General features: G+C 35.2%; 16 protein-coding genes. 8 read left to right on the top strand and 8 right to left on the bottom strand.

Annotation, left to right across the window (positions count from 1 at the left end):
• Positions 1 to 86: 86 nt before the first annotated feature.
• A complete protein-coding gene (gene radA, locus CQ046_RS13750) occupies positions 87 to 1,436 on the bottom strand; it encodes a DNA repair protein RadA (RefSeq protein WP_105702821.1) in 1,350 nt (449 codons plus the stop codon).
• A gap of 139 nt (positions 1,437 to 1,575) precedes the next feature.
• Here radA and CQ046_RS13745 point away from each other — a divergent pair, with 139 nt between their 5' ends.
• Positions 1,576 to 2,145, top strand: coding sequence for a YceI family protein (locus CQ046_RS13745; RefSeq protein ID WP_105702820.1), 570 nt, complete (start codon positions 1,576 to 1,578; stop codon positions 2,143 to 2,145).
• A gap of 88 nt (positions 2,146 to 2,233) precedes the next feature.
• Here CQ046_RS13745 and CQ046_RS13740 read toward each other — a convergent pair whose 3' ends face one another.
• From CQ046_RS13740 to CQ046_RS13715, 6 genes are all read right to left on the bottom strand, one after another.
• On the bottom strand, positions 2,234 to 3,934 hold the full coding sequence (locus tag CQ046_RS13740; RefSeq protein WP_105702819.1) for a bifunctional alpha/beta hydrolase/class I SAM-dependent methyltransferase: 1,701 nt from the start codon (positions 3,932 to 3,934) through the stop codon (positions 2,234 to 2,236).
• Between the two features lie 3 nt (positions 3,935 to 3,937).
• Complete coding sequence (locus CQ046_RS13735; RefSeq protein WP_105702818.1) at positions 3,938 to 5,239, bottom strand: phosphatase PAP2 family protein; 1,302 nt, start codon at positions 5,237 to 5,239, stop codon at positions 3,938 to 3,940.
• Positions 5,221 to 5,976, bottom strand: a complete 756-nt coding sequence (locus CQ046_RS13730) for an SDR family NAD(P)-dependent oxidoreductase (protein WP_105702817.1) — start codon at positions 5,974 to 5,976, stop codon at positions 5,221 to 5,223. Before CQ046_RS13730 ends, CQ046_RS13735 begins: the two co-directional genes overlap by 19 nt.
• 269 nt (positions 5,977 to 6,245) lie before the next feature.
• Complete coding sequence (locus CQ046_RS13725; RefSeq protein ID WP_105702816.1) at positions 6,246 to 7,286, bottom strand: patatin-like phospholipase family protein; 1,041 nt, start codon at positions 7,284 to 7,286, stop codon at positions 6,246 to 6,248.
• A gap of 4 nt (positions 7,287 to 7,290) precedes the next feature.
• Complete coding sequence (locus CQ046_RS13720) at positions 7,291 to 8,094, bottom strand: phosphatidate cytidylyltransferase (protein ID WP_105702815.1); 804 nt, start codon at positions 8,092 to 8,094, stop codon at positions 7,291 to 7,293.
• Entirely contained in the window at positions 8,084 to 8,686 is a 603-nt protein-coding gene (locus CQ046_RS13715) for a CDP-alcohol phosphatidyltransferase family protein (RefSeq protein WP_105702814.1), read from the bottom strand. Before CQ046_RS13715 ends, CQ046_RS13720 begins: the two co-directional genes overlap by 11 nt.
• Positions 8,687 to 8,839: 153 nt before the next feature.
• Between CQ046_RS13715 and CQ046_RS13710 the strand changes: the two genes are divergently transcribed.
• Entirely contained in the window at positions 8,840 to 10,447 is a 1,608-nt protein-coding gene (locus tag CQ046_RS13710) for a CTP synthase (RefSeq protein ID WP_105702813.1), read from the top strand.
• 178 nt (positions 10,448 to 10,625) lie between these two features.
• Positions 10,626 to 12,425 carry a membrane protein insertase YidC gene (gene yidC, locus CQ046_RS13705; RefSeq protein WP_105702812.1) on the top strand — a complete coding sequence of 600 codons (1,800 nt, stop codon included), beginning with the start codon at positions 10,626 to 10,628 and terminating at the stop codon, positions 12,423 to 12,425.
• Between the two features lie 131 nt (positions 12,426 to 12,556).
• On the opposite strand, the gene CQ046_RS13700 is transcribed toward yidC, so the two are convergent.
• Entirely contained in the window at positions 12,557 to 13,141 is a 585-nt protein-coding gene (locus CQ046_RS13700) for a ribonuclease HII (RefSeq protein WP_105702811.1), read from the bottom strand.
• 555 nt (positions 13,142 to 13,696) lie between these two features.
• Between CQ046_RS13700 and CQ046_RS13695 the strand changes: the two genes are divergently transcribed.
• The 5 genes from CQ046_RS13695 to CQ046_RS13675 all read left to right on the top strand — a co-directional run bounded on the left by CQ046_RS13695 (position 13,697) and on the right by CQ046_RS13675 (position 23,672).
• Positions 13,697 to 16,702, top strand: coding sequence for a SusC/RagA family TonB-linked outer membrane protein (locus CQ046_RS13695; protein ID WP_105702810.1), 3,006 nt, complete (start codon positions 13,697 to 13,699; stop codon positions 16,700 to 16,702).
• 24 nt (positions 16,703 to 16,726) lie between these two features.
• Positions 16,727 to 18,340, top strand: coding sequence for a SusD/RagB family nutrient-binding outer membrane lipoprotein (locus tag CQ046_RS13690; protein ID WP_105702809.1), 1,614 nt, complete (start codon positions 16,727 to 16,729; stop codon positions 18,338 to 18,340).
• Positions 18,341 to 18,746: 406 nt separating this feature from the next.
• On the top strand, positions 18,747 to 21,704 hold the full coding sequence (locus CQ046_RS13685; RefSeq protein ID WP_105702808.1) for a SusC/RagA family TonB-linked outer membrane protein: 2,958 nt from the start codon (positions 18,747 to 18,749) through the stop codon (positions 21,702 to 21,704).
• Positions 21,705 to 21,707: 3 nt separating this feature from the next.
• Positions 21,708 to 23,168 (top strand): SusD/RagB family nutrient-binding outer membrane lipoprotein, encoded by a 1,461-nt coding sequence (locus tag CQ046_RS13680; protein WP_105702807.1) that lies wholly within the window; start codon positions 21,708 to 21,710, stop codon positions 23,166 to 23,168.
• A gap of 57 nt (positions 23,169 to 23,225) precedes the next feature.
• Complete coding sequence (locus tag CQ046_RS13675) at positions 23,226 to 23,672, top strand: lipocalin family protein (protein ID WP_105702806.1); 447 nt, start codon at positions 23,226 to 23,228, stop codon at positions 23,670 to 23,672.
• Positions 23,673 to 23,707: the final 35 nt, after the last annotated feature.

Raw genomic sequence — 23,707 nt, 5'->3', positions numbered from 1 at the left:
TGAAAAGTGAATTCGCTTCGCTTGTGAATTTTTTAACAACATCTCAATTGACTATTGATTTGCGTAGCAGAATTGACCATTCATGATTAAAAAAGCCTCTCGTGAAAATCCTCAATTTTACTCACCTCTTCGATCTTTATCCCAAATTTTTTCTTCGGAATTTTATTAAGATTGGAAACAAATATTTTTTCATACCCCAGTTTTTCAGCTTCGGTAATTCTTTGTTCCACCTGTGCTATAGGGCGTATTTCACCGCTTAACCCGATTTCTCCGGCAAAACAGTAATGTTCTGAGATCGCAATATCCTCATTCGATGAGAGAACAGAAGCAATGACCGCCAGATCCAGTGCTGGATCATCAGTCTTTATTCCTCCGGTAATATTCAGGAAAACGTCTTTAGCTCCCAGCTGGAAACCAGCTCTTTTTTCAAGAACAGCCAAAAGCATATTCAACCTTTTGGAATCAAAACCTGTGCAGCTTCTTTGAGGGGTACCATACACAGCCGTACTTACCAATGCCTGAATCTCCAGCAGCATAGGTCGGTTTCCTTCCAGAGTTACCGCTACGGAGTTACCGGAAAGCTCTTCAAATTTTTTGGTGATCAGGATTTCAGAAGGATTTTTAATTTCTTTTAATCCTTGAGAAATCATTTCGTAGATACCAATCTCGGAAGTAGACCCGAAACGGTTTTTATTAGCTCTCAATAATCTGAAAAGGTGATTTCTATCTCCGTCGAAATTCAGAACCACATCTACCATATGTTCCAGTACTTTTGGTCCGGCAATCTGTCCGTCTTTCGTGATGTGTCCTACCAGAAATACGGGAGTGTTATTTTCTTTGGCAAATTTGATGATCTCATTGGAACATTCCCGGATTTGAGATACTGTTCCGGGAGAACTTTCGATCAACTGGGATTGCAGTGTTTGAATGGAATCAATAATCATAAAATCCGGTTCCAGTTTCTTGGCTTCATGAAGAATTTTCTCCAATGAAGTTTCGGTAAAAAGATAGCAGTTGGGATTTAAAATATCCGTCAATCTGTCCGCTCTCATTTTAATCTGAGATGCGCTTTCTTCCCCGGAAACATAGAAGACTTTCTTTTTCATTTTCAAGGCAAGCTGAAGGAGCAGAGTAGATTTTCCTATTCCTGGCTCACCGCCAATCAACGTAACGGATCCTAAAACGATCCCACCTCCTAAAACGCGGTTTAGTTCTTCAGAAGGGGTTCTTATTCTCGGTTCCTCACTTGTTTCCACTTCAACAATATTGATCACATGTTGTTTGGTTTTTGAGAAAGGAGGTGTTTTATGAGAGGGTTTTTCAACCACTTCTTCCACTAATGTATTCCATTCTCCACAGTTTTTACATTGCCCAAGCCATTGTGGATATTGAGTTCCGCAGTTTTGACAGAAATATGCTGTTTTCAGTTTTGCCATACTGCGAAGTTATAAAAAAAGCATTTTTATTTCAGCGTCTAAATGGATTTAATATTAAAAACTAATCCATCAATGGTAGAGATTTCTTTCATATCTTAGCTTTGTTCAATTTAAAATAGTAATGTAAAATATAATTACAATGAAAAAAGTATTTTTATCTTTTGTATTTGTGCTTTTAAGTGCAGTTGCATTTGCACAAGGTACCTGGGAAGCAGACCATATGCATTCTTCTGTCAACTTTAATATTAAGCACATGGGAATTAGTTTTGTACAGGGAAGGTTTGATAAATTCGACGGAAGAGTTGCCACTAGCGGCGCTAGTCTGGATAAGGCAGATTTAAGCTTCTCGGTAAGTGTTGCTACTGTTAATACCGGAGTAAACGTAAGAGACAGACATCTTGTAAGTGAAGATTTTTTTGATGTGGAGAAATATCCTACCATTGAATTTAAAAGTTCTTCGGTTACAAAAGATAAGAACAATAATTATATCGTTAAAGGGAAACTGACTATGAAAGGAGTGGAGAAAGAAATCACGGCTCCGGTTACCTTTGGTGGAATTACGAAGAATAAAGATGGGAAAGAAATCATGGGGATTCAGACAAAGTTTACCGTAAACCGTCTGGATTATGGAATTAAATATGATCCAACAGCAGCTGGTATCGCGAAAGATGTTGAAGTAACGGCTTACTTTGAATTGGTAAAGCAGTAAAATTTCAAAATATAAAAATAAAAAGGGTTTTCCATTTGATCGGAAAACCTTTTTTTATTGGTGAAATCTGATTAAAATTTAAAAAGAATTAGCTTGAAACATTCACTTTTCCGGAAGAAACAGTAAAAATTCCAAAGTCATCAATCAGCATATTCTCTTTCTGAACAGTGTTAAAAGCCATTATTCTGTCCAGCTCCTTCTGTGAGCGCCTTCTCATAATCCAGTCTTTATTCTGATGATTATTCAGAACATAAGCAATCATTTTTAATTGAGGATGCCACGGCTGTCCGGTATAAACAATGTAAGCGTTCTTTTCCGAAATAGAATTCACACCCTGAATCGCTTTACTTGCCATTTCGTTATCTCCAAAAAGTTCAAGAATTCCGGAAACAATAGTGATATTGGGTTCAAAATTCAGTTTCTGATAGGTCTGTGGATCAAAACAGTCAAAATTAGTAAAGCGGATATTCTGATAATTTTTTTCTTTTATGACCTTTTCCCCGATTTCTATATTGGATTTCACAAATTCATTGATTACGATTTCTGCATCCGGATATTTTTCTTTGATATCAAATAAATAATTTCCTGTTCCGCCGGCAATATCCAGTATTTTAACAGATCTTCCCTGGTGTTTCAGGGTCTGTATATTATGTTCCAAAAGCTGCAATAAATGTTGTTTTCTGATGCGGATTCCCTTCCAGCCAATAGCGTTGAGGTAATTTTTATCCATCATTTTTCCGAAACCCAATTTTCCTTTCGGTTGATTCTGGTAAACATAATCCAGCGAAGCCCCGGAATCAAAACCATATTTTAAACCAATAGCCATTCCGTTGCTGATTTTTCCGATCTTTCCCAAAGACAATTTCTGCATTTTAAAATTCAGGTTATTCCCGATATTGTTTTGCAGATCTTTATATTCTTTTACGGAAAATTGATCAGGGGAAAGAGAAGCTTGCTTTATAGGTCTGTTGAAGCATTTTTCAACAAAATCTACAACTTTATCATAGACTTTTTCCTTTCCGGTATCGAATAGAATACCATGGAAAAAATCAGGAAGAACTTCATAGTGTTTCAAATCGGTATCCAGTTTTTCATGGAATATTTTCTGTTCTTTATTAAAAACCACATGATCTTTTTCTGCAGCCAGAATCAAAGTCGGGGTATCTATAGCTTCAGCATCTTCTATCAGCCGTTTTCCGGCTTTTGCCAGATCAATAAGAAGTTCTGCATCAATAGATCTTGAGATCAGCGGATCTGTGTCATAGGCCTTTTGTTGTTCAGGATCATGAGTAAGCATTTTGGATTTTACATAACTTTTAATGATCAGCCCTTTCTTAAGCTTTGTTCCCAACGTAATCATTTCATTAGCAAGAGGAACAATGAGATTGATTTTAAATGCTGGTGCCAGAAGAGCCATTCCAGCGATAGAAGGGGCGAAATCATGCGCCCAGGCAGAAGCCACAACTCCGCCTATACTATTGGCCAGAACGAAAATATCTGAAGTTTTTACATGGTAATGAGAACAGATAAATTTTGAAAATGCATCAAGATCTCTCACGTAATCCATAAATACAGATGAGGTTTGGGTTTTTGTATGGCCATGTCCCCGAAGGTCGAATGCGAAGATATTATATTTTGAAAACTGAGGAGATTGAGCAATATCATTCAGTCTTTCAGAATGCTCGTGTCCGCGATGGATCATGATGATACTTTTCTGGTGGGGCTTATAATTCCACTCACGATAAAAAATTTCGCTGTTGTCAAAACTTTTAAAATGTCCGCTGTTCATAGTTTAAAATTTTTTCAGAAAATCCTCCAGATAGGTATGAATCACAGCATGCTTATTGTGGATTTTCATCATGGTTATTGCTTCTGTAAGAGGTAAAGATAAAATATTTTTGATTACTAAAATCCCGATTACTGAACTTCTGGTGAATCCCATAGTACAGTGGATCAGAATCTTTCCATCTGGTGGAAGCTGTTGATAATGTTCTGTGATTTCCGAAACCAATTTTTGAGTTTCCTTAATATCGAGCATTCCAATATCCAGAAAAGGAGCGGCATGATAATTTGCTTTATCCTTTATAATGGTAAGCTCTTCCATTTCGGCTGATAGGTCATAAACAATGGTTGTTTTGTCAATCTGGAAATCTTTCAGACTTTCATGATCAGGTCTTGATGAAATATATAAACCGGGAATAATTTCCACAGGCGTTCTGTTTTTTCGGAGAAACGTCCAAAATATCTGATACAGGATCAGGTATGGGAAATAAAAAATCTTTTTAAACCATGGAATATTTCCTTTTTTATTTTTTAAAACGAAGATATTATTTTTCTGATAATGATATCCGATGAGAAGAATCATAAAACTTGGCCAAAGTAAAACTAATCCTGCTTTTCCAAAGAATTGACCAGCAAGAATTGCTGCTAAAATGAGAATCCATCCTGATAAAAAATAGAGGTTAGCAACTTGAAAATTTCGGTACTGAAAATCGGTTTTTCTATAAGGAAAGATGATAAAACTTAGATGAGCGAGAATACTTCCAGTGATGACATCAATGAAATGATGCTGATAGGTTGTCAAAGTAGAAATTCCCAGCAGAATAAGCCAAAACATTACCAAAGTTCTTCCTCTTTTTAAATTCCTGAAAACAGACCAAAAAATAAAAGCATAGGCAATATGAAGCGAAGGAGCCTGATTGAACGGAGCATCAAATACTTTTAAAAACTGAAAAGAATATCCCAAAATAGAACTGTCGACCTCAGGTTTTGGCAGAGAAAATTTTAAGGGAAATAATAAGAAACAAATCCCTGCAACAACAGTTACAAAAAGTATTCTTTGGGTCAAAACTTTCAGCTGTTCTTTATTCTGACAGAAAAAAAACACCAGACAGAAAAAGATTCCGCTCGTCATATAAGGAATGATGCTCCACGAAATAAATGGAATGTATTTTTCAAAATCAAAAACAAAAGACGGAACATTTGCCAGTCTCGAAACATACCATGCCGCGAAATTGTAAACCATCATAAATACAATGGCACAAAGAGTGAGAGCGTAAAGTTTCTGTTGTATTGCTAGTCGTTTTTCATCCATTTGGCCTTTCTAAACATGATGATATTTAATAGTGAAGAAGGAAGCAGGGATAATGACCGCATCATCCACTTCATTTTTGAAGGAAAAATAATGAGTTTTTTCTGATTTTCAATAGCTTCAGTAATAATTAGGACTGCAGTTTGTACATCCGTAAGAAATGGTTTTTTGCTTAAATCATTTTGGTTGAGCTGTCTTAATTTCTCAGTGTCAATATATCCTGGTGCAATTGTAGTGACGGAGATTCCAAAAGGTTTTAACGCTCGTCGATACGCATCTGCAATCTGAATGACAGAACGTTTGGTCTTCGTATAAAGACTAGAGTTTTCATATTCAAGCATCCCGGAAACAGAAGCAATCACAGCAATGCTTCCTTTTTGCTGGTTTTTCATTACTTTTCTCGTTGCCTCGAAGCAGTTTACGGTACCCAGAATATTAGTTTGAAGCATTTCTTCAGCCTCTTCATAGGAAATTCTTCCTGCTACATCTTCAGCATAGCTTCCGGCACAGTTGATAAAAATGTCAAGACCATTTTTATCCACAAGAAAAGATTGCAATGTGGATAACATGGCGTTTATATCACAAACATCTGTCTGAAATGCTTTTAAATCCTTAGAATTATTTTCAGTGATTTTGGTAAGATCTCTTCCGCAGATTCCTACACTACATCCTTTAGAAAGATAATGTTTGGCCAATGTATAGCCAATACCCGAAGTTCCGCCTGCGATAAAAACGTTCATAAGTGTTTGGTAGTTTTCATTTTTGTAAAAATAGATTTTAAAAGTGAAAATTGGGTGAATGTTTTTTGATGAAGCTGTCTAAAGTTTTATTTTCTGAAATATTAATTCAATAGGCACGGGCTTTAGCCCGTGATCACAATAGATTACCATGCCATTGGCTTTAGCCGAAACTTAAAACTATGTGTTAAAAACCACCCCGTCAAAAATTCTTTGAATTTTCGCCACCCCACCGGAGGAGGGGAATTTTCATGTTTTCAGTTAAAATATTGTTATCCCTTTTTTATACTTTTCATTGTTTGATCAAACCCATACTGCCATTGTATTTCCATATCTTTTACAAATTGCTGATAGTTTTTCGGGAATGAAAAACTGACTTCAAATTTTTTCCAGTCAATTCCTTTTTTTAGATAATGCCCTTCCAGTTCTTGTTTTATATTGATAGTGTCAATCTGAAGACCGGATAAAAGCAGGTTGGTTTCTGCAAGTCTTTCATTGCCGCTAAATCCAAGGACAGAACGTACAAGTGCTTCTTCTATTGGATTGTAAGACTGTTTTTTTTCGGTAATGATTTCCTGTGCCAGATGTTGGCTTATTTCAGCCGGAACGAGATCTATAGCTCCGCCGGCAAAATATTTTCCCTGAAGAAATGCAGGTTCTACATAAAACATATCGGAAATGGAAGCGCGGGTGCTTTCAAGTAGAGAAAAATTTGTGAAAATTTTGGGAGATTCTTTAACGGCACTGTTTTTAAAGCTCTCAGAATCAGCAATGATTTTTTCAGGATTGATTTTCTTTGTTGTTTCAGGATCTGTAAAAATTGCTTTTTGATATAGTTTTCTTCCATTTCTTTTCTGTCCACAATCTTTTGGGGTAAAAAGAACTTCGGAACCAATAATTACAGTCGGTATTTCTTTTGAAAACTGAACATTTTTGATAGATGGAAAGTATTCAGATAGATCTTGAGGCATTTCCACAAGGTATCGGTTGAAAACATCTTCAATAAAGGGAGCTTTTCTTTTATCCAGCATTTTTTTTAATGAAAAAAGTCCCATTTTTGATAACTTTTTTTGCTCTGTTACGATTGTACCTGAAACAAACTGAAAGTATTCTTCAGACTGCAGATATTCTTTTCTGGAAAGATGATCAGGAAAAGCATTGATGATTGTGGCTGCAAATGATCCGCCACAGGAAGCAATCAGGATGTCCGGTTTGAGATCGAGTTTTTCCAGCGCTGCAAACATCCCTAGATAAATCATCAGTCTTGTTCCGCCTCCTGAAAAGATAACTGCTCTTTTAAATTTTTCACTCATTGCCTTAATTTTTGATCAAAAGAGGAAATAACCAGAAGAATAGAGGAGCGTTAAATACTAAACTGTCTACTCTGTCGAGAAGACCACCATGTCCCGGAAGAAGAGTTCCGGTATCTTTTACTCCTGTTGTTCTTTTTAAATAAGACATAAAAATATCTCCAAAAAAACCTGAAATTCCCAGAACAAGTCCTAAAATACTGTTGGTTAAAATATCAGTTTTAAGTAGAAAATAACCTAGAATATTACTTAAAATAAGGGTAAGAAAAACACCACCAATAAGACCTTCCAGTGTTTTGTTAGGACTTATTTGAGGAGTTATTTTATGTTTTCCGAAAAATTTCCCCATCAGATACTGAAATACATCATTGAGCTCTGTCACAACAACAATGAAAATAATGGCACTCAATCCATCAACGCTGTCTCTTATCCATAACAAATGAGGAAAGGAAAAAAGACAAATTAATAAAGCAACAGAAATTCCATATAGATGTTTTTTAGAAGTTCCCCACAATATAAAGCGAGATGAAATAAGTGTTGATATAAGAAAGCTGTACAAAAAGTAGGTTTCAATATTCAAGAAATAAAGCAGAAAAAACTGTAAAACTCCTATAAAGATCGAAGGAGCAACAGGAGATTCATAAATTTTAAACATCCTTGAAAATTCAAAAAAGCACTGATAACTTATCCACGAAACAAAAACAGTCATGGCAATAGGATGTGAGATCCCCAGCGCAAAAACAATAATGATGTAAATCCATGTTTTTACCCTTAAAGGAACATCTGCAAATTTATTTTCTTCAGGCTTCATTCAGAGATTTCTTAAGTCGGATATAAGTGCTGATCAGAAGTAAAGTAATGATAATTCCAAAAATATATTGGGAAACACCGGAAATGTTTACTTCGAAAAGCATTAACAATCCATAGACTCCTAGAACAAGTGCACGGTCACTTTTCCCCATTGGACCATCATAACGGCGTTCTTTTCCTACGATTTTTCCCATTAATCCAGCAAATTCATTAATAATTCCAAGAACGATAAACACAACGATAAGATATAAACTCTCTGGTTGAAATTTAAGGAGAGGGAAAAATATAATCACATCGGAAACAATATCACCCACTTCATTCAAAACTTCTCCGAGTTTACTGGTCTGATTGAATTTTCTGGCCATCATTCCGTCCAAAGCATTTAAAGCCATCCTCAGAAGTAATCCGGTAGGCAGGCTCAGAAAGAACCATTTCGATATATCTGCATTCCAGAAAAAGATTCCAATAACTATGGATAAAAGAATAGAGCTGATAGTAATCTGATTGGCTGTGATTTTATTTCTGTGAAAAAATAATAAAACAGGCGTGAGAAGCTGTTGGAATTTTGGTTTTAATTTATATACGGAAATCATGATGGTTATAGCTTTGTTTCATTTGCTTATATCAAATATAGATAAAAATTTTTATCAGGTTTTATGATTGTTTGAAGGATGTTTTATCATTTTCAAAATGCAAAAGATTGCTTTGTATCTCTTTTTCCCATAACTTTGCACAAACCTAATCTAATGAGTAAAAAGAATACAAAGTACATCTTTGTGACAGGAGGTGTAACTTCATCTTTGGGAAAAGGAATCGTGTCTGCTTCTCTGGGACTATTGCTAAAATCACGCGGTTTTAACGTAACGATCCAAAAACTAGATCCTTATATCAATATCGACCCGGGAACTTTGAATCCTTATGAGCACGGAGAGTGTTATGTGACTGAAGATGGTGCAGAGACGGATCTGGATTTAGGCCACTATGAGCGTTATCTTGATGCTCCTACATCCCAAAACAACAACGTTACTACAGGAAAAATCTACCAGACTGTAATTGAAAAAGAAAGAAAAGGAGATTTCCTTGGAAAAACAGTTCAGGTAATTCCTCATATTACTAACGAAATTAAACGTAGAATTAAAATGCTTTCCAAGCAGAACTACGATATCATTATTACTGAGATCGGAGGAACTGTAGGGGATATTGAATCTTTACCTTATATTGAAACTGTTCGTCAGTTAAAATGGGAGTTAGGAGAGAAAAATTCTATGGTGATTCACCTTACTTTATTGCCATATCTGGCTTCAAGTGGAGAATTAAAAACAAAACCATCTCAGCATTCCGTTCGTCAGTTGATGGAAAGCGGAATTATGGCAGATGTTTTAGTGTGCAGAACAGAACATAAAATTCCTAAAGATCAGAGAGCAAAATTGGCTCAGTTCTGTAACGTTCCTTTAGATAATGTTATCGAATGTAAAGATCTTGAAACGATCTATGAAGTTCCAATGTATCTTCAGAAACAAAATTTTGATGATGTAGTATTGAAAGAACTGGATCTGAAAAGTGATAAAGATGCAGATCTTAAAGACTGGAAGAATTTCCTTAAGAAATTCCAGAACCCTAAGAAAACTGTTGAAATTGCATTGGTAGGGAAATATATTTCACTTCAGGATTCTTATATTTCTATTGCTGAAGCTTTCAAACATGCAGGAGCTGACCTTGAAACTGAGGTAAAAGTAAGATGGGTATACAGTGGAGATATTACGGAGGAAAATATCAAAGATACTCTGAAAGGAGTGAATGGTATCCTTGTAGCTCCTGGTTTCGGAGACAGAGGGATTGAAGGAAAAGTTCTTACTGCAAAATATGCAAGAGAAAATAAAATTCCAATGTTGGGAATCTGTTTAGGAATGCAGATTATGACGATTGAATTTGCAAGAAATGTTTTAGGACATACCAAAGCAAACTCTATGGAATTTGATACCGCTACTCCGGATCCTGTAATCTCTTTAATGGAAGAACAGAAAAATATAGTAGATAAAGGAGGTACAATGCGTCTTGGAGCATGGAAATGTTCTTTGAAGAACGGATCTAAATTAAATGATATCTACGGAACCAAAAATATCTCTGAAAGACACCGTCACCGTTATGAATTCAACAGTGAATATCTTCAGGAGTTTGAGAAAAATGGTTTCCTTGCTACAGGTACTAACCCTGAAACAGGTTTGGTAGAAGCACTTGAACTTCCGGATCACCCATTCTATGTAGGAGTTCAGTATCACCCGGAATATAAGAGTACGGTAGCTACACCGCATCCTTTGTTCAGAGCTTTCATTAAGGCTTGCGAAAAGAAATAAGGTAAAACTTTATCATAAACGTCTACACATAAACTCAAGCTGAGAATAATCAGCTTGAGTTTATTATATAGTAACAACGTAAAGCATAGAGTTTTGATAAAAAAACAGTATTTTTGTCAGCTCAAATTATGTACGCTGATACGTATATTTTAAGTTTAAAATTTTAATATAAAATAAAATGCAACAAAACAACGGAATCGATAAGAAGCAAATGATTAGCTTCGCGGTTTTATGCCTTGTTCTCTTCGGTTTTATGTTCTACTTCCAGAACAAACAAACGAAAGAAGCGGAGTTGAAAGCTCAGGAGCAGAAAACGGAACAGGTAAAAAATGCCGTAAAGCAAACTCAGGCAAACAATATCAATCCAAATGTAACTCCTAATGCAATCCAGACAGCAAGTCTTGGAAATAATGAATTGAAACTTGAATTTTCAAGCTTAGGAGGGCAGGTTTCTAAAGTAGAGCTTTTAAAATATAAAGCATACAACCACAAAACAGACAATGCTGATCAGCCACTTTATCTGATCAATAAAAATAATTCAAACTACGGTTTTCAGTTTAAAGACAAAACAGGAAAGGTTATTAATACTAAAGATTTAGTTTTCTCGCCTACTGTTAACGGTAATGCAGTAACCTTAACTGCAGATTACAACGGTGCTGTCATTCAGTTTATTTATACATTGCTTCCTAAATATACTCTTGATTTTAAAGTAAGAACTCAGGGGCTTTCTAAAATTACTTCAGACAACAAAGCTGATTTTATTTGGGATTATAATGTGAGAAACTTAGAAAAGGGTAGAGCTCAGGAGCAGTCTCACTCAGAATTTTCTTATGCTTTCAATAATTATAAAGACTATGATTATGATGGAAGAACCACAATGGATGAAGAAAAGGAAACCCTTAACTGGATTGGGGTGAAGCAGCAGTTTTTCTCTTCAGTAATTGAAGCTAAAAACGGATTTACCCAAAGTAAAGGAAACCAGGAAACTGTTGAAGAAGGAGAATATTTAAAGAAATTCAACTATGAAGGTTTTGTTCAGATGACAGGAAGTGAGCTGAACCAGGATTTCACATGGTATTTTATGCCATTGGACTTACCATTGCTTAAATCTTATGATAAGAACTTTGATGAGATTCTTCCATTAGGCTGGTCATTCATCGGAGCAATGAACCGTTATTTCTTCATGTGGTTATACAGTATTATTGCTGCGTGGGGATTATCAGCGGGTTGGGTAATTTTTGTAATGACGATCATTGTAAAGCTGATTCTTTCACCAATTATGTATAAGCAGCATAAATTGAGTGCGATGATGAAAGTAATTCGTCCGGAAATTGATGAAGCAAATGCGAAGTTCAAAGATGCAGATCCAATGAAGAAGCAGCAGGCTACAATGGAGATCTATAGAAAAGCCGGAGTGAATCAGATGGCGGGATGTTTACCTGCATTGGTTCAGATTCCTATCTTCTATGCTTTATTCCGTTTCTTCCCGAACTTTATTGACCTTAGAGGACAAGGGTTTTGGTTTGCAAAGGATTTGACAGCTTATGATGATTTGATCAAGCTTCCGTTTAAAGTTCCTTTCTTAGGAGATCACTTAAGTATTTTTGCATTAGCTTGTACAGTTGTTATTTTAATTTATACAGTAATGACTTCAGGAAACATGCAGCAGCCTCAGCAGGAAGGAATGCCAAATATGAAAGTATTAATGTACATCTTCCCGATTACATTCCTATTTTTCCTTAACACTTCAGCTTCAGGGCTTTCATGGTATTATTTTGTATCAAATGCGATTAACATTTTAATCATCCTTGTTATTAAGTATGTGATTCTGGATGAGAAGAAAATCCATGCTCAGATTCAGTCTAATAAGGAAAAGCCAAAAGCAGAAGGTAAGTTCCAAAAGAGAATGAGAGAAATGATGGAGAAGGCTCAGGAGCAGCAAAAAACTCAGGAGCAGCAAAGGAATAAAAAGAAATAATTCTTAAATTATAACATAAAAAGAGAAGCAGTTTTTAAATTGCTTCTCTTTTTTTATCTGGCCTTTTATTTAGAATGGTTTTAAATTTCCTATCAATGGATGATGATTTAATAATTGAAAATCAAGGGTTTTCAATCATATTTTAGTCTGAAAGATTGTCTGTGATGAGATGTCGGGCCATACTTTATAAGAGCTTCCTGATGCTTTTTTGTAGCATAGCCAAAATTAGTGTCCCAACCATATTGAGGATGTTCTTCATGGAGCTGGATCATTAGTGTATCCCTATAGTTTTTAGCAAGAATTGATGCCGCTGCAATAGATAAAACCTTAGAATCTCCTTTGATAATACATTGATGTGGAATGTAATTGTAAGGATGAAATTTATTACCATCCACCAAAATAAGTTCTGGTGTTATGGTAAGTTTATCCAGAGCGCGATGCATTGCATGAATGCTTGCATTGAGAATATTATGCTCATCAATAAAAGAAGGAGGAAGTTCTGCTATGGCGTAGCTTTTCACGTTATCTTTGATGTAGCCATCCAGGTCCATCCTTGTTTTGAATGTTAATTTTTTGGAATCATTAACAAGGTTTTGATTGAAATCATCATCCAGAATTACTGCAGCAGCCACTACCGGCCCGCTTAAACATCCTCTTCCTACTTCATCACATCCTGCTTCGATGTAAAGGTTTGACCAGTTTTTTATTAGCTCCATATTTATCTAAAATGACAGATGCAAAATTAAAAAAACAAATATAATTAATCTATTATTTGACTGGATGATTTTGCTAATGTAAAGTGATATGATTAAGGCATTTTTTTGTGGATGATTTTTAAATATCTGATATTGATGTTTTTTGTTAAAAAAGGTTATTTTTTTGATGATTATACTATTATTTTTGATCGTTGCTGTTTTATGTTGTTTTTTTTGATAGAAAGATAATTTGTGCGAATTGAAAATATTATAGTATTATATTGTTTTTTTTAATTTATTTCACAGGTGCTATCTTTGTTTTTTTGTTTTTTTTACAGTTGTTTTGTGAGTTTTATGTAAAAATTATCAATTGTAATTTGTATTGTAATTTTTTGAATAATGTAGTCTAATAATGTTGTGATATTTGTTAAAACTTAATATTTTAACAAATATTAATATCTTATTTGTTGTATTTTTTGATAATAATTTAAATTTTTATATTTTTTTAAGAAAATGCTTTGTGTTTTTAAGAAAGTTTTACAAATTTGTAGCCTGTAAAAAATAATTGAATTTGATATGAAGAAATTAACTGCGAGTGTATTTGCGGTGGTACTATCGTCATCATTTATGATGGTATCAGCTCAAAACACGAAGGATACTCTAAAAACCAAAAATATAGAGGAGATAGTTGTTACCGGAGCCTTAGGTATCAAAAGAAAAGCTGACGCGGTAACAAATACACAGCAAGTTGTAACGACAAAAGAATTAAATCAGGCGTCTGCACCAACCGCTGTACAGGCATTGACGGGTAAGGTTTCAGGTTTACAAATCAATTTGACAAATAATGGGGTTGATCCTAGTTATAGAGTTGTCTTAAGAGGAGCTAAATCTATTACGGGTAATAACCAGGCATTAATTGTAATTGATAACGTTATTTCATCTGCTGATATCTTACAGCAGATACCACCAGAAGCAATCGAAAACATTAACGTAATTAAAGGTTTACAGGGAGCAGCTCTTTATGGTCAGCAAGGGGTAAACGGTGTAATTATCGTAACTACAAAAAGAGGTACAAAATCTGAGAAACTTCAGATGACCTTCAATTCTTCTATTGATATTTCTAACGTTTTCATGATGCCGAAAGTTCAGCAGAAATACGGAAAAGGAGTTCAGGATGAAGGATGGAGTGATGTAAGCTACGGTGGTACAAACTATGTGCCATGGGAAAACATGTCCTGGGGTGCTGCTTATGACAACCCGGCAATCGGAGGAACTATGATGCCTTCAGGTCTTCCACAGGCTGACGGATCATTTATTTATGAAAAATATGCTCCTGTAAAAAATTTCATGAACAAATTCTTCTCTACGGGAGTATTAACTCAAAACGGAATTACTGCTACTGCAGGCGGATCTGATGCTTATGTTTCTTTCTCTGCTAACAGAACAGAAAATAACTTCGTAGTTGAAGGTGATAAATTAAGACAAAACAGTTTTATCTTCAAAGCTGGTAAGAAAATTGGAAAATTAAAAATTGATGGTAACATCAACTACATTAACAGAATAGTATCTAACACGAATTCATCTCTATATGATGATATTCTTCAGACACCTACTAACAATAACATTAAACTTTATAGAAACAGTGGAATTGAAGGATATTATACAGGTTATGCTGTAAACCCGTACTGGACTATCGATCACGAAAGATATGACAGACGTAGTGATTACTTCAGTGCAATTCTTGGTTTAGATTATGAACTGAATAAGAACATCAACATTACGTATACAGGTAACCTTACTTCAAGAGGAATGACTTATACAAGACATAATGATGGAGCTATTTTCACTAAAACATATAATCTTCCTGGAGCGTCTATTGATGGAGCTACTTTTGGAGATTTAGGACAAGGAGATATTACTTCTTGGTACTATGAAAGTACATCAAAAGAAAGAAATTATTATGGTGACTTAATGATTAACTTTAACTATGATTTATCTGATAAAATCAACTTAAAGCTAAACATTGGTAATAACATCCAGGATAGAACTTACAACGTAACATCTGTAGGTGGTAATAACCTTGATATCCCAGGGTGGTACAATATTAAGAACGTTCTTAATCCGGATCCTTTCTCAAGTGCTAATTTAGATAACTATCAAACGAATAACAGAATTATTGCAGGATTTGCTAATTTAGATTTAAGCTATAATGATTATTTATTCTTAAACTCTACTTTCAGAATTGAGCAGTCTTCAGTAATGTCTACTATTCCTTACAATACAGGTAAGAGAACAAACCCAGTTTATCCATATTACTCTGTAGGTTTGTCTTTTGTTCCTACAAAAGCATTTGCTAACTTAAAAGGCGATATCCTTAACTACGCAAAAATTACAGGTTCATATACAAGAGTCGGTAACACTTCTGCGATTCCTCCATATGCAACTGACGAAATTGGAGTATTCCCAACAGGGTTCCCTTTCAATGGATTAAGTTCATATATCAATAACCAGACTCCTACAGCAGTAGATATTAAGCCAGAATTTGTTAATACTTTAGATTTCGGAGTTTCTTTAGGATTCCTTAAAGACAGAGTGAGATTAGATGCTTCAGTTTACCAGTCTACTACTGATGATTTGATTACAGCTAAAACAACTTCTAGTGCATCTGGTTTAACCAGCGTTCTTGATAATGTAGGTAAAATGAGACTAAGAGGTCTTGAACTTGATTTAGGATTAACACCTATTAAAACAAAAGACTTTACTTGGGATATGAAAGTATCATATTCTACTTACAGATCTAAAGTATTGGAATTGGCTGATGGAGCTGATGAAGTATCTCTATTGAGCAGTACTGCTGCTGCGGTAGGTATTTTTGCTGTAAAAGGATCAGACTTCCCGGTAATTAAAGGAAGTGCATTCCAAAGAGATGATCAAGGAAGAATTATTGTTGATTCTAAAGGAAATCCTTTAACAACAAGTAATCTTCAGGTTTTAGGTAGAGCTACCCCTGATTACATTCTTGGATTCTCAACTAATATTAAATATAAGGGATTCACCTTATCTGCGATGGGAGACTTTAGAAAAGGAGGTCAATTTGTATCATTTACGAAAAACTTACTTGCCTTTACAGGAGGTTTAGAAGAGTCGGCTGAGTTTGACAGAACACAAGGATATATTGTTCCTAACTCAGTACAGAATACAGGTACGGCTGCGAATCCGATATATACTCCTAACAGTACTCCAGTTGGAGGTGCAGGAACTTATACTAACGTTACTAACTACTTCTCAAGTAGTGCATATAGAGCTGTTGGAGAAAACTTAGTAGTTGATGCAACTGCATTAAAGATCAGAGAAATTGCATTGAGTTATGACATACCAAAATCAGTATTAAGTTCTACTTTCTTGAATTCATTGACAGTTGGTGTTTACTCAAGAAACCCATTCTTTAAGTATGCGGATAACAATAGAAACTATGCGGATCCGGAAACTGCAAGTACAACAGGGAATGCTGCTGGTTTTGCTTATACAACGCAGTACCCGTCAACTAGAAGCTTTGGGGTGAATCTTAAAGCATCTTTCTAAACTTTAATTAATTATTACTTGAAAATGAAAAAATTTAAATATACAATACTAGGTTTAATCGTTGCCTCTATGACGTTGACTTCATGTGATCATTATTTGGATATTAATGAAAACCCAAATAACATCCATGCAGAAGCTATTACTCCAACTTTATTATTTCCTGGTGCTGTTGCTCAGACTTATAGAACTCAAGCTACATGGATGAATAGATTTGGTGGGCTTATGATGAACTCTTATGCTGGTAACTCTTATTCTTTTGGATCTCCGTTTGGAAATGAGTATACTCTGAATGTAGATAGTTCTTTTTATCCACAGATCTGGGATGGTTTATACAGAAACGTAAGTAACTTTGTGGCAATTGAAAAATTTGACAATTCAACGCATAAGTATGACAATTACTTAGCGGCTGCAAAAGTAATGAAGGCATTCTATATGCAGACTATTGTAGATTTATATGGTGATGCTCCTTATAGTGAAGCATTTATGGGACAGGCAAATGCTACTCCAAAATATGACAATGATGAGGAAATCTACAGATCATTAATCCTTGGTATCAATGATGCAATTACTATTATTGATAATGCAAATGCTGCAGCGCTTGAATTAGGTGCTACTGATATAGTTTTCCAGGGGAATATGGATAACTGGAGACGTCTTGCTAATACTGTAAAATTAAGAATGTTGGTGAGAATGTCTAAAGTAACAGGTTCTATGGCTACTTTTAGAGATCAGCAATTACAGACTTTATCAGGAGAGGATTTTGTAAGCAGTGATGTTTTAGTAAATCCTGGATACAGTGCTGCTAATGATGATCAGCAGAATCCGTTTTATGGATATTATGTAAGAAATAGTTCTAATTCTCAGTTGCAGAACAATACATTATTCACAGCATCTGAACATGTTGCAACTTGTCTTAATGGTAACCCTTATAATATGACTGATAATGTTTATCAGAAATTTAATGGTATCATAGATGGAAGAAGAGGAAGAATGTTCTCATTAATTACTTATAACGGACTTTCAGTTGTTAAAGGAGTTAGACAAGGTGCTACGCCTGGTCAGCCAGGAGCTCCAACGGACCTAACAACGGTTTCAAGATTTGGAAATGGTTGGATATTTGGTAGTGGTAGCCCTAGTACTACTGCTCAATTAACATCTGTTGGTTCTGCTAAATCAGGAGTTATAATGAGCTTAGCAGAAGCTAAATTCTTATTGGCAGAGGCTGCAGTTAGATACCCTAGTATCTTCTCCAATGGACAAGGCGTATTTGAAGAAGGAATCAAAGCATCTTTTGATTATCTATATGCTGCTACTGCTGACTATACTGCATACAAAAATGCGATACAGACTAAAGTAGGTTTAGGATGGACTGGAACTAACGATAATAAGATTGAAGCGATCATGACTCAAAAATGGTTAGCTACTGCAGGAATTAACCCTACGGAATCTTTCATTGATTATAACAGAACTGGTTTCCCTATTACGCCTATGGCGACTACTTCTGCGAAGCCTAACAAACCATACAGATTAATGTATCCGTCTTCTGAATATGTAGCTAACTCAGCGAACGTTCCTCAGATTTCAAATGCTCAATGTTTTACTAAGAACCAGACGACTCCATTCTGGAATCAGAACTAATTCTTATAATACAATTTCAATATATTTTACCGCCTTCGGGCGGTTTTTTTTGTTTTAAAATCAGAAAAATTTTCAAATTCAAAAATATGCCTAGCATAGTACCGGTTGTGAATATTTATGGGTTTTGTCTTTTTTATTTTTTTAATTTATTGATATTCAATTTGTTTATAATAATAATTGAATTTGAAATATAGATTATATCAATTTAATTGATTGTTATTATTTCTTAAAAAAAATTAAGTTTTAAATGAGGCGTTTTTGTTAAATGTTTTGTTTTTAACTTATTTTAATAATTTATTGATTGTTTTTATTCTAAAATGTTGAATAGGTTGCAATTTTTCTACATTTTTCTTTGTGGTATTAAGAAAGTTTTACAAATTTGTAAAGTCACAAAAATTAATTTGATATGAAGAAACTAACAGCAAGTCTTCTTGTTTTAGTAATGTCTTCCTCAATTGCTGTTGCAAATGCTCAGCAAAAGAATGATACTATTAAAACAAAAGAAATTGAGGGGGTGGTTGTAACCGCACTCGGGATTAAAAGAGAGAAAAAATCTCTTGGTTATGCTTCTGAAGAAGTTAAGGCTGCAGAATTAACCGGTGGAACTACCAATACCGGTAACGTAGCATCTCTTCTTTCAGGTAAGGTGGCCGGACTACAGGTAAATACTAACAACAACTTTGGCGGATCTGCAAATCTTTTGATCAGAGGATATAAATCTTTAGGTGGTGGCGGACCTCTTATTGTAATCGACGGCTCACCAGTTAATAATAGTACTGTATCAGGGTCTACATTTGATTATGGTAACTTCCTTTCAGATATCAATCAGGAAGATATTGAATCTGTAAACGTACTGAAAGGTGCTGCTGCATCTGCTTTGTACGGTGAAAGAGGTAGTGACGGGGTAATCTTGATTGTAACGAAAAGCGGAAGAGGAAATAACGACGGAAGCTGGGGGGTTACTCTAAACTCAGGAATTACAGCCGGATTTATTGATAAATCTACTTTCCCTACTTATCAGAAAAAATATGGAGCAGGATATGGTGGGCAAGCCTGGAATGAGGCTCCTGGTCCTGGAGGCTACAACTATGCTAACTTTGTAGATGATGCATCTTACGGGCCGGCATTTAATCCTAATCAATTGGTCTACCAATGGGATTCATTTGATCCCTCTTCTCCAAACTATGGAAAAGCTACACCTTGGGTTGCTGCGAAAAACGGACCTATTAAATTCTTTGAAACACCAGTCACTTATATTAATACAATAACCATTGAAAAAGGAAATAAAACATCCAATCTTTCCTTGTCATATTCTAATATGTTATCCAATGGTTTGCTGCCTAATTCAGAGCTTAGAAAAAATACAATTTCAGCAAAGTTTAATCATGATTTTACAGATAAACTACATGCCTCTGTTTTCACAACTTTAACTTTACAAGACACAAAAGGTCGTAACGAAACTGGATATTCCGACAATGTTGTTACCGGTTTCAGACAGTGGTGGCAGACCAACGTAGATGTATTAGCATTAAGAGATGCTTATGCTAACAATGGAAACAGTAATTTTTCATGGAACAGATCTACTGCGGCTGACGGGACTCCTCAATATTGGAATAATCCCTATTTCCAGAGATATCAGAATTATCAGTCTGATAATAGAACGAGAATATTCAGTTATGCTCAGTTGAAATATGATATTTCCAAGAACTTCGGAATCACAGGGAAATTATCTTATGATGATTTACAAATGGTTGTAGAAGAAAGATTGATGAATGGATCTCTTCCTCAGGCATTTGGTGCTTCACAGCTTAATGTAAGTTCAGGATATTCAAGAACCAATGTGAAAAATTCGGAGCTTAACTTTGATGTATTTGCTAACTATAAATTCGACATTACTCCTGATTTGAATGTAAGTGGTATTGTAGGGGGGAATGTTAGAAGAAATCTTATTGACAATATTTTCATGAGCACAGAAGGAGGCTTATCCAAGCCTGGGCTCTTTGCCATTTCCAACTCGGTAAGAACAATACTTCCGCCTGATGAAAATTATGCAAAAAAGCTTACTTCCAGTTTATATGCTACAGCTTCTTTTGCGTATAAAAATTTCTTATTTGTTGATGGTACTTATAGAATTGATCAGTCTTCTAACTTACCAAAAGCGAACAATAATTATGATTATTATTCTGTAACAGGAGCCATTATTTTATCTGAATTTGTTAAGCAGCCATGGTTAAGCTTCTGGAAAGTAAGAGGTAACTATGCAGAAGTAGGTTCTTCAACAGATAATTACAGATTGGTAAATACCTTTAAAGCAAGAGGTGAAGGATTGTTTGATCAGCCTTATTTCCTTGCAAACCCGAATTTAAAACCTCAGAGATCTAAAGAAACTGAATTCGGTATGGAAGCTCAGTTTTTCAAAAACAGGTTAGGTTTTGATATCGCCATCTATAAAACCAGAACAATTGACCAGATTATCAACTTACCAGTTTCTTCTGCAACAGGATATAGAACATTCCTTGTAAACGCAGGGCAGATTGATAATAAAGGTATAGAAGTACAGTTAAACGGTACACCATTTAAATCAGATAATTTTACATGGGATGTTAATGTGAACTGGTCTAAAAATGAAAATAAAGTTATTGCATTGAATGGTGATTCTCAGAATTACCTTATGGCAAGTTACCAGGGAGGAGTATCTCTTAATGCACGTGTAGGAGAAGCTTTTGGAGCTTTGGTAGGATCAGATTATGTATACAATGCTAACGGAGATAAAGTAATTGATCCGGCAACAGGTCGTTATCTGAGAAATAATAATCAGGTTATCGGAAATATTACGCCAGACTGGGTAGGAGGTATTAGAAACAGCTTCCGTTATAAAAACTTTACAGTAAGTTTCCTTATTGATGTGAAAAAAGGTGGAGATGTATTCTCTACGGATATGTATTACGGATTGGCTACTGGTCTTTATGCAGAAACGGCTGATTACAGAGAAAGTGGTCTTGTACATCCGGGAGTTAATCCAAATGGAAACGTAAATACTACCCCTACAATCAATCCAGGATCTTTTGGTAACGTTGACGGATATAGAAGAATGCCGAATAAAAGATTTATTTATGATGCATCTTACGTAAAACTGAGAGAAGCAAGTATAGGATACAGCCTTCCTAAATCAATCCTTGCCAATACATCTATTCGTGAGGCAAAAATTTCAATTGTAGGGAGAAACCTTTGGATTATCCACAAAAACTTACCTTATGCAGATCCGGAAGCGGGTACAGGGAATGGTTTAGCATCTAAAGGTAATTCTATTGGAGTATTACCTACTACCCGTGATATTGGAATAGATTTAACTTTAAAATTCTAGAAAATGAAAAAATTATTTTTAATTATAGGTTTAGCTTCATTAGCATTGACGTTTACATCATGTGAAAGAGATGTCACTTCACTCAATGAAGATCCTAAACACCCAACAGAAGTTCCTTCAGGAGTCCTTTTTGCCAGCGCTGAGCATGCCCTTCTTGATCAGGTATTGTCTGCCAATGTAAACCGTAATATTACAAGGTTTTTTACACAGCAGTGGTCAGAAACTACCTATACTGATGAGACCAATTATGATATGGTGACAAGGCCAATCCCAAGAAACCACTATAACCGTATGATGGCATCAGCATCAGCAACAATTAACTCTCCGGGAGTATTATCTGCATTAAGAGATGCAAGAAGATTCCTTGAAAGCGAAGGACTGGATCCTGTTACTAAAAACAATAATATTGCAATGATTGAATTAGTAAATGTCTATGCATGGGCTAATTTAGTTGACACCTATGGTGATATTCCTTATTTCGGAGCATTGAAAGCTACTGCTGAAAATCCTGGAAGTGCAGAAATTCCTTATGATGATGCAAAAACAGTGTATCTGGATCTTATCAAAAGAATTGATGCAGCCGTTGCTATGATTAATACTTCTGGTAGTGGATATGACAAAGATTTGATCTACAAAGGAGATATGACTAAGTGGAAGAAAATGGGTAATTCCTTGAAATTCAGAATGGCTGTTACTTTAGCAGATTCTGACCCTGCTTTAGCTAAAAGTTATGCTGAGGCTGCTTACACTGCGGGATTATTTACAGACAAAATGGATAATTTCGGACTGCAGACTTTCCCATCAGGATTATTGTCAAACCCAGTTTATCAGGATGTAATTCAATCTGGTAGAAATGACTTTGTTCCTTCTGATATTCTTGTTGATTTCATGAATACTACATCTGACCCAAGAAGAGCAACATGGTTTACAACGGTTGCTGGTGCTTATGTTGGAGGTGTGTATGGTGATCAGAATGTTTTCAGCAGCTATTCTCACTTTACAAATGTTATTTCAGGTGAAAATGCACAGGGCTTTTTATTAGATTTTTCTGAAATTCAGTTCTTGAGAACTGAAGCCGCTGCAAGAGGTTTTAGTGTTGGAGATACTGCTGCTAACTTATATTCTGCTGCAATTAAAGCTTCAATGACTGAATATAATATCAATGATGCTACTGCAAATGCATTTATTGCTGCTAATCCATATAATGCAGCCAATTGGAAAAAATCTGTAGGAGAGCAGGCTTGGATCGCGATGTTCAACAAAGGATTCCAGGCATGGAACTTTGCAAGAAGACTGGATTTCCCTGTTTTCCAAAATCCTGGAGGTTCTGTAGTAGAATCAGTACCAGTAAGAATGCGTTATTCTGATCAGGAGTATCTTCTTAATGCTAAAAATGTGAACGCAGCAGCTTCAAAAATTGGAGGTGATAAAGTATCTACAAAAATATTTTGGGATAAATTTTAAATTAAATAATAATTCTTCAAGTCTATTTGCAGGCTTGAAGAATATAAAAACTTTTATATGAGACTTTTTATAGGAATTCTTCTTTTAATGAGTATTGCATCATGTTCTAGTGATGATGACCGTACAGTTGTAAATGAAAATGTAAGTATTAATGGTACATGGAAACCGTATAAGTACGAATTTAAGGGTAAAGAAATCATGCTGAGTGATTGTGAAAAGAAAGGAATAATATTTATTAATCCGGATTTCTCAGGATCTTATGAAAGATATGATGCTTCTTCTTCAGGAAATTGCAATCTGTTTGATTCTTTTGGAGGAAAATGGACTTTTGATAAAATGTATCAGACATTAACTCTTACTTATACGGAATCAGGAGTTTCAAAAACATTGAAAAAAGAAATTGATTCCTATTCCAGTACCGAACTCCGAATTAATGATAGCAGTAAAAATCTGGATACTACCCCTGGAAATGATGAGGCAGTCCTCGTTTTCAGAAAAGAATAAATTTTCTCATTTACCTATAAAAACCGCTATTTGGC

It is taken from the genome of Chryseobacterium sp. MYb7, assembly GCF_002979455.1.
GTDB lineage: Bacteria > Bacteroidota > Bacteroidia > Flavobacteriales > Weeksellaceae > Chryseobacterium.
The sequence above is the reverse complement of the archived record's forward strand: the minus strand, read 5'-3'. Positions and strand labels throughout refer to the sequence as shown.

Excerpts from the sequence above, each read along its gene's own strand:
- radA (WP_105702821.1), bottom strand. The coding sequence starts at position 1,436 with ATGGCAAAACTGAAAACAGCATATTTCTGTCAAAACTGCGGAACTCAA.
- CQ046_RS13745 (WP_105702820.1), top strand. The coding sequence starts at position 1,576 with ATGAAAAAAGTATTTTTATCTTTTGTATTTGTGCTTTTAAGTGCAGTT.
- CQ046_RS13740 (WP_105702819.1), bottom strand. The coding sequence starts at position 3,934 with ATGAACAGCGGACATTTTAAAAGTTTTGACAACAGCGAAATTTTTTAT.
- CQ046_RS13735 (WP_105702818.1), bottom strand. The coding sequence starts at position 5,239 with ATGGATGAAAAACGACTAGCAATACAACAGAAACTTTACGCTCTCACT.
- CQ046_RS13730 (WP_105702817.1), bottom strand. The coding sequence starts at position 5,976 with ATGAACGTTTTTATCGCAGGCGGAACTTCGGGTATTGGCTATACATTG.
- CQ046_RS13725 (WP_105702816.1), bottom strand. The coding sequence starts at position 7,286 with ATGAGTGAAAAATTTAAAAGAGCAGTTATCTTTTCAGGAGGCGGAACA.
- CQ046_RS13720 (WP_105702815.1), bottom strand. The coding sequence starts at position 8,094 with ATGAAGCCTGAAGAAAATAAATTTGCAGATGTTCCTTTAAGGGTAAAA.
- CQ046_RS13715 (WP_105702814.1), bottom strand. The coding sequence starts at position 8,686 with ATGATTTCCGTATATAAATTAAAACCAAAATTCCAACAGCTTCTCACG.
- CQ046_RS13710 (WP_105702813.1), top strand. The coding sequence starts at position 8,840 with ATGAGTAAAAAGAATACAAAGTACATCTTTGTGACAGGAGGTGTAACT.
- yidC (WP_105702812.1), top strand. The coding sequence starts at position 10,626 with ATGCAACAAAACAACGGAATCGATAAGAAGCAAATGATTAGCTTCGCG.
- CQ046_RS13700 (WP_105702811.1), bottom strand. The coding sequence starts at position 13,141 with ATGGAGCTAATAAAAAACTGGTCAAACCTTTACATCGAAGCAGGATGT.
- CQ046_RS13695 (WP_105702810.1), top strand. The coding sequence starts at position 13,697 with ATGAAGAAATTAACTGCGAGTGTATTTGCGGTGGTACTATCGTCATCA.
- CQ046_RS13690 (WP_105702809.1), top strand. The coding sequence starts at position 16,727 with ATGAAAAAATTTAAATATACAATACTAGGTTTAATCGTTGCCTCTATG.
- CQ046_RS13685 (WP_105702808.1), top strand. The coding sequence starts at position 18,747 with ATGAAGAAACTAACAGCAAGTCTTCTTGTTTTAGTAATGTCTTCCTCA.
- CQ046_RS13680 (WP_105702807.1), top strand. The coding sequence starts at position 21,708 with ATGAAAAAATTATTTTTAATTATAGGTTTAGCTTCATTAGCATTGACG.
- CQ046_RS13675 (WP_105702806.1), top strand. The coding sequence starts at position 23,226 with ATGAGACTTTTTATAGGAATTCTTCTTTTAATGAGTATTGCATCATGT.